The organism is Streptomyces sp. NPDC059142 (genome assembly GCF_042755665.1).
In the GTDB taxonomy this organism is placed as follows: Bacteria; Actinomycetota; Actinomycetes; order Streptomycetales; family Streptomycetaceae; genus Streptomyces.
Map to the genome: position 1 here is coordinate 1 of NZ_JBHZDA010000078.1, position 10,383 is coordinate 10,383.

The following is a 10,383-nucleotide window of genomic DNA, read 5'->3' on the forward strand; positions in this document are numbered from 1 at the left end:
GCCGGCAGTGAGGGTCAGTTGTTTAAAAGAGACAGCCCTCCGGTGCGTCCGGAACCGCCGCACCGGCGGCTCCCCGGGCGCTCCTCCGGGAGGGCGCTCAGCCCTGGCCGGCGAGAGCGCTCTTCACCAGGGCCGCCACCCGGCCACCGTCGGCGAGACCCGCCACCTTCGGGTTCACGATCTTCATGACCGCGCCCATCGCCCGCGGCCCCTCGGCGCCCGCGGCCTTCGCCTCCGCGACGGCCTGGGCCACGATCCCCGCCAGCTCCTCGTCGGTGAGCTGCTTCGGCAGGTACGTGTCGAGGAGCGCGCCCTCGGCCTTCTCGCGCGCGGCCTGCTCGTCACGGCCGCCCTGGGCGAACGCCTCGGCGGCCTCGCGGCGCTTCTTCGCCTCCTTGGCGATCACCTTCAGCACGTCGTCGTCGGAGAGCTCGCGCGCCGACGTGCCCGAGACCTCCTCCTTGGTGATCGCGGTGAGGGTGAGCCGGAGCGTGGCCGAGCGAAGCTCGTCCCGCGCCCTGATGGCGTCGGTGAGGTCTTCCTTCAGTCTGGACTTAAGGCTGGTCATGGGGCCAAGTGTGGCAGGTGGGCCGCGGTCTCCGCCCACGGATATCCCCGCCTGTGGACAACCGTCCCGCGGAGACCCGGACGGCCGCCCCGTGGATCTCCCGCACCCGGCGCGTCTGCGACCATGGGCGCATGCGCGCACGCTACGGGGTTTCCCTCAAAGTCACCGCCGGTATCGCGGCAGTCGGGGCCGCCGGCCTCGCCTACGCCGCCGGTTTCGAAGCCCGCTCGTTCCGGCTGCGGAGGATCTCCGTACCGGTACTGCCGCCCGGTATGCGCGACCTCCGGGTCCTCCAGGTCTCCGACATCCACATGGTGAGCGGCCAGCGCAAGAAGCAGCGCTGGCTCCAGTCGCTGGCCGGGCTGCGCCCCGACTTCGTCGTCAACACCGGCGACAACCTCTCCGACCCGGAGGGCGTGCCGGAGGTCCTGGACGCGCTGGGCCCGCTGATGGAGTTCCCCGGCGTCTACGTCTTCGGCTCGAACGACTACTACGGCCCGAAGCTCCGCAACCCGGCCCGCTACCTCTTCGAGAAGGCCCAGGGCCGCCATGGCCTGAACGGCAACGCCCCGGCCGTCCACGCGGTGCACAACCCGTGGGAGCCGCTGCGCGACGCCTTCGACGAGGCGGGCTGGGTGGGCCTGAACAACGCCCGCGGCCGACTGAAGATCGACGGCCACGAGATCGCCTTCACCGGCGTCGACGACCCGCACATCAAGCGGGACAGGTACGCACGGGTCGCCGGCGGCCCCGCCCAGGACGCGGACCTCTCGATCGGCGTGGTCCACGCCCCCTACCTGCGCTCCCTGGACGCCTTCACGGCCGACGGCTACCCCCTGATCCTGGCGGGCCACACGCACGGCGGCCAGCTCTGCATCCCCTTCTACGGCGCGCTGGTCACCAACTGCGACCTCGACACGGACCGCGTCAAGGGCCTCTCCACCCACCGCACGCCGGAGCACACGGCGTACCTCCACGTATCAGCGGGCTGCGGCACCAACCGCTACACCCCACTCCGCTTCGCCTGCCCCCCGGAGGCGACCCTGCTGACCCTGACAGCCAGGCAGGCCTGACGGGCCGGGGCAGGGGCAGCCGCCCCGGGCCCGGCCCCTGCGGGACGCCCCGGGCCCGCCGAAACCGGATTTCGTCTCCGGCCAGCGGTGGGCTAAAGTAATCGATGTCGCCAGGACAACAGCGACATCGGGGTGTAGCGCAGCTTGGCAGCGCGCTTCGTTCGGGACGAAGAGGTCGTGGGTTCAAATCCCGCCACCCCGACAGCCGGAAAGACCAGGTCAGGGCCGGTCTCCTTTACGGGAGACCGGCCCTGTCGTGTTGGGGGCCGTCCGCGCACGCGAGGGTGGTCCCGACCGGGGTGGTGCGCGGCGGGTGGCTTTCAGGGGGTTCGGTGGAGCAGGCGTCCGGTGGCGTACGCCGTCGCGTGGACGCCGAGGATGGCCGCCGGGAAGAGGGCGGCGCTCGTCAGTGCCCTTCGGGTGTCGAGCTCACCGAGGACGCCGGCGCGGCGCAGTTCGCGCCAGGCCCAGAGTGAGAACGGGGCCACCACCAGCGGGGCCGTGACCACGCCCGGGGTGTAGCCGCGCAGGGCGGCGCTCTGTGCCAGGTGGGTGGCCGCGTGGAGGCCGAATCCGGCCAGTACGGTCTGGAAGTAGGGTGACCGGCCGCCGGTTCTGGCTCCGTCGGCCGCCGCCGCGCCGACCAGCAGGCCCATCAGACCGATCGCCGTGGCCGTGTGCCCGGGGGTCACCCGCAGTGTGGACCAGACCCGTTCGGGGACCTGGGGGTGGGCCTCGCGCCACCGGTCCACCTGGGCGTCGGCCCAGCCCGGCATCGTGGCCAACTCCTCCAGGTCGTGCACCACGAAGGCCGCCAGCAGCCCCCAGGTGGCCGCCCGTGACGCGCCCATTCCCGCCCCGTCCGCCGTCGTGTCCCCGGGCCATCATGGCGCGTCGCGGTCGGCCGCGTCACGTCGCGGTCGCGGCGAGGCGCAGGGCGTCCCCCACCGCCCGCGGCAGGTCGTCGACGGGGAAGAGCGTGTGCCGCACCGTGCGTTCGGAGTCGACGACGAGGACCAGCCGTTTGAGGTGCAGCCGGCCCCCGGCGCGGAAGGTGGGCAGGCGCAGGGCCGTGGTGAGGCGGTACCGGGCGTCGGAGAGGAGGGGATACGGAATCGCCTGGGCGGTGGCGAAGGCGGCTGGTTCTTCCGGGAGTTGGGTGGTGATGGCGTTCACCACCACTTCCGGGTGGCGGAATTCGGGCCAGGCTCCTTGGAACAGCACCTGCTCCAAGGCGGGTTCAGGGGCGCCGGGGACCGGGACATCGCTCGTGTCCGGGTCCGCGCCGGGGTACGTGAACAGGACGGTCGCCGTGGCGTCCGGTGCGACGACGGGGTGGTCGGTGCCGTCCCCGGCCGGCAGTTCGAGGGCGGCGGGCAACCGCGTCCCGGTGAGCGCGTGGACGCGGGCGTGCTCCGCCCCGCCCTCCGTCGCCGTCGCGGTGGCGGTGCCGTCACCGAGCATCCAGCGGTCGCCCCACTCCTGCATGGCCACGAGCAGGGGGAGCAGGGCGAGTCCGGAGTCGGTGAGCAGGTACTCGTAACGGGCCGGCCGGCGCTGGTAGAGGCTGCGGCGCAGCACCCCGGAGGCGACGAGCCGGCCGAGGCGTTCGGTGAGGACCTTGCGGGAGAGGCCGAGTTCGGCGGCGAGGGCGTCGAACCGTACACGGCCGCGCGCGATCTCGCGCAGGACCAGGACGTTCCACCAGTCGCCGGTGACGACGGCGGCCTGGGCGATCCCGCAGTGCTCGTCGGCGTTGTGCATCCTCATGCCGCCATAGTACGTTCCCTTTCGGAACTCACTTTGTTTCATTCAGGAACTTACTAGCTGTCCTACCCCCTCCCCGAGGGACCGAACGTGAGGAGCAGCAACATGACCGCCATCACCCGCATCACGGCACGCGAGATCATCGACAGCCGCGGCAACCCCACCGTCGAGGTCGACGTCGAGCTGGCGGACGGCTCGACCGGCCGCGCGGCCGTGCCGTCCGGGGCCTCCACCGGCGCCCGCGAGGCCGTGGAGCTGCGCGACGGGGACCCGGCGCGTTTCCACGGGAAGGGGGTGCGGCGGGCGGTCGACGCCGTCAACGACTCCATCGCGGACACCGTCGTGGGCCTCGAAGCCGAGGACCAGGCCGCGGTGGACGCCGCGCTGATCGCGCTGGACGGCACCCCGGACAAGGCGAGACTCGGCGCGAACGCGATCCTGGGCGTGTCCCTCGCGACCGCCAAGGCCGCCGCGCGCGCCCACCGGCTGCCCCTCTACCGGTACGTCGGCGGGGTGGACGCCCGGCTGCTCCCCGTACCGATGATGAACATCATCAACGGCGGTGCGCACGCGGACAATCCGCTGGACTTCCAGGAGTTCATGATCGCGCCGATCGGCGCGGCCGGCTTCACCGAGGCCGTGCGGATCGGCTCGGAGGTCTTCCACACCCTGCGCCGCGACCTCGTCACCGCGGGCCACAGCACCGGGGTGGGCGACGAGGGCGGGTTCGCACCGGAGCTGCGGACCGCCGAGGAGGCGCTGGACTTCGTCGTACGGGCCGTCGAGCGCACCGGATACAAGCCGGGCACGGACATCACGGTCGTCATGGACCCGGCGACGTCCGAGTTCTTCCGCGAGGGCGTCTACGACTACACCGGCGAGGGCGTGCGCCGTACCCCGGCCGAACACGCCGACCACCTCGTCTCCCTCGTCGACCGCTACCCCGTCGCGTCGATCGAGGACCCGATGGCCGAGGACGACCGTGAGGGGTGGCGGCTGCTCACGGACCGGCTCGGGGGCCGCTGCCAGCTCACCGGCGACGATGTCTTCTGCACCAACGAGACGCTGCTGCGCGAGGGGATCCGTGACGGCGTGGCCAACTCGATCCTGGTGAAGGTCAACCAGATCGGCACTCTCACCGAGACCCTGGCCACCGTCGCCACCGCCCACCGCGCCGGCTACACCGTCGTCATGTCGCACCGCTCCGGCGAGACCGAGGACACCACGATCGCCGACCTCGCCGTGGCCACCGGCTGCGGCCAGATCAAGACCGGGTCGCTCTCACGGTCGGACCGTACGGCCAAGTACAACCAGCTCATCCGTATCGAGGAGGAGTTGGGGGACCAGGCGCGCTACGCGGGGCGGGAGGCCCTCGGGCTGCGACGCTGAGCCCTTGAGCGCCGCAGTGTCGTTCAGCCGTCGCGTCGTTCGGCCGCCGCGTCGCTCGGCCGCAGCCTCGGACAGCCGGTGCGTCGCTCAGCCGCCGCATCATCGTTCAGCCGGTGCGGACCGCGCGGGCCAGGAAGTACGGGGTCGCGTCCTCGTAGGCGTCCAGCCGCCAGCCGCCGCCGGTCAGCAGCGGCCGCAGGTTCGGCTCGCCCAGCGGGTCGTCGGGGCTCAGCGGGCGGCCGTGGCGGGCGGCGCGTTCGACGCGGCCCGAGGGGTGGAAGAGGAGCAGGGCGCCGCCCGGCGCGGTGACCCGGGCCCATTCGCGCAGGGCGGCGGCCGGGTCGGGGAGGTGGTCGAGGAGCCCCGCGGTGAAGATCCCGTCCACCGCGCCCGGCGGCAGCGGCAGCCGCAGGCAGTCGGCGAGCAGCAGCCCCGCCGGCCCGCCGCGCCCTTCCCTGGCCGCCGCCAGCAGCATCGCCGAGGTGACGTCCACGCCCAGGACCGCCCCCTTCTCCCCCACCTCGGCGCGCAGCGCGGGCAGGGCGCGCCCGGTGCCGCAGCCCAGGTCGAGCGCGGTCTGGCCGGGGCGCAGCCCCAGGCGGGTGACGGCGTGCGCGTACCGCGGCCCGTCGGCGGCGAACCGCGCCTCCCAGGAGTCGGCCCTCGGGGTGAAGAACGTACGGGTCGCGGTGTGCCCGGCCCGCGCGGCCACCAGCGCCGCGAACCGTCCGCACACCAGGTCCCGGTACGGGGCCAGCTCGGCCAGTTCCTCCGGCGCGGCCTCCCGCAGACCGGGCGCGGTGGCCGCCTCCGCCGGGAACGCCGCCGCGAACGCGTCCACTCCGGCCCGGTCGACCTCCAGATGGAACTGGAGCCCCCACGCGGCACCGCCCACCCGGAACGCCTGCACCGGATAGCGCGCGCAGGAGGCCAGCGGCACCGCCCTGTCAGGGAGCCTCATGGTGTCGCTGTGCCAGTGCAGCACCCGCAGCCGCTCGGGCACCCCCGCGAGCAGCGGGTCGCGGGCCGCGGCCGGACTCGTACGGACCTCGCCCCACCCCACCTGCGTCCCGGAGCCCGGGTGGGCCGTGCCGCCGGCGGCGACCGCCAGCAGTTGCGCGCCCAGACAGATCCCGAGCACCGGCACTTCGGCGGCCAACGCCTCCCGCAAAAGGGCCAGTTCGGCGCGGCGGGTGGGGAAGCCGTCGTCGCGGTACGCCGCCGCGGGGCCGCCCATGACCACCAGCGCCTCGACGCCGGCCAGGCTCTCCGGCAGCGGGTCCCCGGCCCACACCCGGCAGAGCCGCATCGCCAGCCCGGCCGCCGCCAGCGCCTCGCCGATCGCGTACGGACCCTCGCCTCGTACGTGCTGCACCACCAGTACGCCCACAGCCCTCACCCCAGCCTCATGCGACGATCGACGGCTTCCGCAGGTACTACCCACATCAGGGTGAGCGCACCGCAGGTGCCAGTCAATGACCGCATACCAGCTCGCATACGCGATGGGTGAGGGCCGCTCGGCCGTACCCGTGCGGGTCAGCCCGCCTTCGCCTGTGCGGAGATGCCCCCGTCGACCGGCATCGCGACGCCCGTGACGAACGAGGACCGGTCGCTGCACAGCCAGACGGCCGCCTCCGCGATCTCCACGGGCGCGGCCATGCGCTTCTGGATCTGCGGGGCGATGAACGCCTGTCCCAGCCCGGGGACCCGGCGCACCGCCTCGTCGATCATCTCGCTGCGCGTGGTGCCGACGACGAGCGCGTTGACGCGGATGCCCTGCTCCCCGTACTCGGACGCGGCGGCGCGGGTGATGCCGAGGACGGCGTGTTTGGAGGCGACGTACGGCACGGAGGCGCCGGTGGCGTAACGGCCCGCCGTACTGCTGGTGTTGACGATGGATCCGCCCCGTCCGGAGGCCAGCATCACCGGCAGTTGGTACTTCATGCAGTTCCACACGCCTCGCACGTTGATGTCCATCGTCCGCTCGTACACCTCGTCGTCCGTCTCGTGCAGACAGGATTCGAGGGTGGCGTAACCGGCGTTGTTGAAGGCGCAGTCGAGGCGGCCGAACCGTTCCACGGCCGCGTCGACCGTACGCCGGACATCGCCGGAGTCGCTGACGTCGCCGGGGACGGCCAGGGCGCGCCCGCCCTCGGCGGTGATCTCCTGCGCGAGGGCCTGGAGCCGGTCGGCGCGGCGCGCGGTCAGGACGACCGCGGCCCCCTCCCGCGCGAAGAGCTTCGCGGCTGCCGCGCCTATCCCGCTGGACGCCCCCGTGATCATCGCGACCCGGCCCGCCAGCATGCCCTCGCGCGGTCCGTGTGCGGCGTCCCCATGTGCGACGTCCCCATGTGCGGCTCCACCCTGTGCGCGGTCGCCCTGTGCTCGGTCCCCATGTGCGCTGTCCCCGTGTGTGCTCTCCCGTGTGGTCATCGGCCGAGCATAGGAGCCGGTCCGCCGCTGGTTCCATCGGTAATCACCGGCCGTGGCCGGATGAAGAGGCCGGAGCACACCGGTGCGCGGGCGTGCCCGGACCGGCACGCGACGTCCGCTGGCATAGTGCCCGCATGCTCCGACGGACAGGAACACGGACACGGATACGGGTACGGATACGGATACGGATACGGGTACCGGTACGCGTACGGATGCGGGTAAGGACGCGGATCGCCCGACGCGCGGCCGCCGTCCTGGCGGGTCTCCTCACCGTCCTCGCCACGACCTCGCCACCCGCGGCGGCCGATGCCTCCCGCAGGGTCGCGCTCCGGCTCGAAGCCCCCGCGGCCTTCCGCATGTACCACGCCGACGAGGGCGCCGAGGCCGAGAACAGCGACTTCGTCGTGCCCGTCGCCGTCGAGCCGGGCGACGGCGGCCCGGCGCGCGGCGTCAGGGTCGTCGTGGACACGTCGGGGCTGGCGGGGGTCGCGCGGGCGGAGAAGGGCGGTTACGGGAACTGCTCCGGCGCAGGCCCGGTCTTCACCTGCGTGTACGGCGACGTCCAGAACGGCGACGGGGAGGCCAACGCGCCCTTCACCCTGCGCGGTGTGGACGGCGTACGGCCGGGCGACAGCGGGACGGTGACGTACATCGCCACGGCCGACAACGCGGCCCCGGTCACCGGCACGACCCGGATGACCGTGGGTGGTCCCCTCCTGCACGCGCCCGGGGAGGAGAAGCCGGTCGAGGGGGTCGTCCCGGGCAGGTCCGTACCGCTGACCCCGAGGTTCGCCAACCGCAGCCGGTTCACCACCGAGCGCGGCGTCGCCCTGCACCTCACCGCGCGGGACGGTCTGCTGCTGACCTCGCGCCCCGCCAACTGCCTCTTCGACACCGCCGCCACCTCGGCGTGGTGCGCGTTCCCCAGCCGGGCCGCGGCCAGGACCGCGTACCGCGTCAGCTCCCCGATCGGTTACACGGCCTCCCCCGGCGAACTGGCAGGCACGCTCTCGTACTCCTGGTCGTCCGAACCCGAGAAGCCCGAGGGCCTGACGGTGCGCGGTACGGACGCCCCGCTGACGCTGATCAGGACGGCCGCTGCCCGGGACCTCACGGGCGACAGCGGCGAGATCCATGTCGGGACCACCGTGCAGGCCGACTACGAACCGGTGACGGCGACCGTACGGGGCCGGGTGGGCGACACGGTGAGGGTACGGCTCGGGGTCCGCGCCCACGGGCCCGGCAGGCCGGGCGATCCCGGGACGATGGGCGGCTTCGAGGTCGTCCCGCCGGAGGGGACCACCGTCACCTCCGTCCCGTACGTCTTCGAGGGCTCGGACAGTTCGTGGGCGTGCGCGCGGCCGGAGAGACCGGGCGGGGCGTTCGTCTGCGACATCGGTTCCGACAGCTTCTACGACGCGCGGCGCGGGGAGGGCGTGACCGCGATCGACTTCCACATCCGTATCGACCGTCAGGTCCCGGGCGCGCGGGGCACGATCCGCACGCACAACCCCTACGACCGCACCCCCGGCAACGACACCGCCGCCATCCCCCTCGACGCGTCCCCCGCCCCGCCGTACCGGAACCCCGCGCTGTGGGCAACGGGCGCGGGCGTGGCGGTCGTGATCCTGGCGATCCTGTACCGGCGCCGGCGGCGAGCCGCCTGACGCTCCGCGACGTCCCGTCAGGCGGCCCGTCAGGCGGTCCCGTCAGGCGGCCCGGCTCCGGTCCGTGTCCACCAGGGTCGCCCAGGTCCACGTACCGGCCCCCGGGCACTCGGCGGCGCGGAAACCCCAGGCGCCCCGGTGTGCCGACACCACGACGGGGGTGCGCGTGAGCGCGGAGCGGCGCCGCTCGGCGCAGAGGGCGGCGAGGCGGGGCTGCGGGTGGGCCGCGTGGGTGTCGTACACGGTGACGCGCAGGGTGTCCTCCCTTTGCCGCAGGGCGAGATGGACGTCCGCGCCCTCCCCGGAGAACCGGCAGGCGTACGTGACCAGTTCCCGCACGACCTCCAGCGCCGGATCGATCAGGCGCTCCACCTCGTGCACGTCGAGGACGAGTTCGGCGATCTCCTGCGCGACCGAGGGACTGGCGGGTCCGGCGGGGAGGGTGAGGCTGTACGCCAGACTCCCGGGCGACGGCTCCCCGAGGCCGGGCACCGGCGGCGGACACTCGGGTACGCCGGGGACGGCGCCGATGGCGGTCGCGGTGTCGGTGGCGGCTGTGGTTTCGCTCTCGGGCATGACAACTCCGCTCGCTGATGCGCTGGTTGTGGTGACAGGAGGCAGGCAGGCGGGCTCACACGGGGCACTTCCGCTTCGCTTTCCGTGAGGAGTGCGTGACTGAAGGTAAGGCATCAGGGGGCCAAATGCCACCCATCAGTGACATTTGGCGCCCCGATGGATCTACAGAGTGACACCCGGCACACTGAGCGTCGTCGAATCGGGAATCCGCCACATCAGTACGGACCGGCTCCGGACGCCGGCGCCCCACTGTGGGTGCACGGACGAGGAGTAGGTGTCCGCGATGCTCGAACTCACCACATCCTCGGGGCTGTACTGGTGGGACCGGTACCGGGGCAGGCTGTCGCCGGGGTTGCTGGACATCGCGGAACCGGAGTGGCACGCGGTAGCCATTCGGACGACGCAGACCGCCCACGTGCCCGGCCTGCTCCGGACCGAGGAGTACGCCCGCAGCGTCTTCGCGGCGGTACTGCCCGCGCTCTCCCGCCTCGAAGTCGAACTCCGGGTGGCGCACCGCGTGGGTTACGTATGGGAAGAACCGTTCTGCGGGGAAGGCAACAACTGCTTCCGCATCGGCGCCGACGCCGACGGCCGCGCCTACATGGCCGTCGCGGGCCGGGAGGACACGTATCCGCTCTAGACGAGCGACGGAGGTACCGCCCATGCACCGACCGGAGGGCGCGCGGTGGGGTCGGGGAGTGCGGGAACTCCGGGAACTCCACCCAGCCGCATGGGCGCGCCCCGGGCGATGGACAGTACGGACCTCTCCGTCGCCCGGGGCGTGCCCCTGCTCTTCCGGCACTACCGCGAATGGGGGGGGCGGGGGGCGGGAGACCCCCCGGCGCGCGCCCGGCGCTGCCCCGCGGGCGGGGCGGGGGGGGCGCGGCCCGCGGGCCGGCCGCCACGCCCG

At 73.2% G+C, this 10,383-nt stretch carries 10 protein-coding genes and 1 tRNA gene; 5 read left to right on the plus strand and 6 right to left on the minus strand.

The window, feature by feature from the left end; translation table 11 throughout:
• Positions 1-97: 97 nt before the first annotated feature.
• Entirely contained in the window at positions 98-568 is a 471-nt protein-coding gene (locus ACFXPK_RS24400) for a GatB/YqeY domain-containing protein (RefSeq protein WP_385078558.1), read from the minus strand.
• Positions 569-699: 131 nt separating this feature from the next.
• Between ACFXPK_RS24400 and ACFXPK_RS24405 the strand changes: the two genes are divergently transcribed.
• Positions 700-1,641: a metallophosphoesterase gene (locus ACFXPK_RS24405; protein ID WP_385078561.1), complete on the plus strand. Its 942-nt coding sequence runs from the start codon at positions 700-702 to the stop codon at positions 1,639-1,641.
• 128 nt (positions 1,642-1,769) lie between these two features.
• A tRNA-Pro gene (locus ACFXPK_RS24410) sits at positions 1,770-1,843 on the plus strand.
• A gap of 118 nt (positions 1,844-1,961) precedes the next feature.
• Here the strand turns inward: ACFXPK_RS24410 and ACFXPK_RS24415 are convergent.
• Together ACFXPK_RS24415 and ACFXPK_RS24420 are read right to left on the minus strand one after the other, a co-directional pair.
• Entirely contained in the window at positions 1,962-2,492 is a 531-nt protein-coding gene (locus ACFXPK_RS24415; protein ID WP_385078564.1) for an HXXEE domain-containing protein, read from the minus strand.
• Positions 2,493-2,550: 58 nt separating this feature from the next.
• Positions 2,551-3,411, minus strand: coding sequence for a winged helix-turn-helix transcriptional regulator (locus tag ACFXPK_RS24420; RefSeq protein WP_385078567.1), 861 nt, complete (start codon positions 3,409-3,411; stop codon positions 2,551-2,553).
• A 102-nt stretch (positions 3,412-3,513) separates the two neighbouring features.
• Between ACFXPK_RS24420 and eno the strand changes: the two genes are divergently transcribed.
• A complete protein-coding gene (gene eno / locus ACFXPK_RS24425) occupies positions 3,514-4,797 on the plus strand; it encodes a phosphopyruvate hydratase (protein WP_385078570.1) in 1,284 nt (427 codons plus the stop codon).
• A 106-nt stretch (positions 4,798-4,903) separates the two neighbouring features.
• Here eno and ACFXPK_RS24430 read toward each other — a convergent pair whose 3' ends face one another.
• Both ACFXPK_RS24430 and ACFXPK_RS24435 read right to left on the minus strand, forming a co-directional pair.
• Positions 4,904-6,196 (minus strand): methyltransferase domain-containing protein, encoded by a 1,293-nt coding sequence (locus ACFXPK_RS24430; protein ID WP_385078573.1) that lies wholly within the window; start codon positions 6,194-6,196, stop codon positions 4,904-4,906.
• 137 nt (positions 6,197-6,333) lie between these two features.
• Complete coding sequence (locus ACFXPK_RS24435; protein ID WP_385005775.1) at positions 6,334-7,101, minus strand: SDR family NAD(P)-dependent oxidoreductase; 768 nt, start codon at positions 7,099-7,101, stop codon at positions 6,334-6,336.
• A 263-nt stretch (positions 7,102-7,364) separates the two neighbouring features.
• Between ACFXPK_RS24435 and ACFXPK_RS24440 the strand changes: the two genes are divergently transcribed.
• Complete coding sequence (locus tag ACFXPK_RS24440) at positions 7,365-8,897, plus strand: hypothetical protein (protein ID WP_385078576.1); 1,533 nt, start codon at positions 7,365-7,367, stop codon at positions 8,895-8,897.
• Between the two features lie 42 nt (positions 8,898-8,939).
• Here the strand turns inward: ACFXPK_RS24440 and ACFXPK_RS24445 are convergent, their stop codons facing one another.
• A complete protein-coding gene (locus ACFXPK_RS24445) occupies positions 8,940-9,473 on the minus strand; it encodes an ATP-binding protein (protein ID WP_385078579.1) in 534 nt (177 codons plus the stop codon).
• Positions 9,474-9,756: 283 nt separating this feature from the next.
• Here ACFXPK_RS24445 and ACFXPK_RS24450 point away from each other — a divergent pair, with 283 nt between their 5' ends.
• Positions 9,757-10,113 (plus strand): Scr1 family TA system antitoxin-like transcriptional regulator, encoded by a 357-nt coding sequence (locus tag ACFXPK_RS24450; RefSeq protein WP_385078619.1) that lies wholly within the window; start codon positions 9,757-9,759, stop codon positions 10,111-10,113.
• The last annotated feature ends 270 nt before the right edge of the window (positions 10,114-10,383 follow it).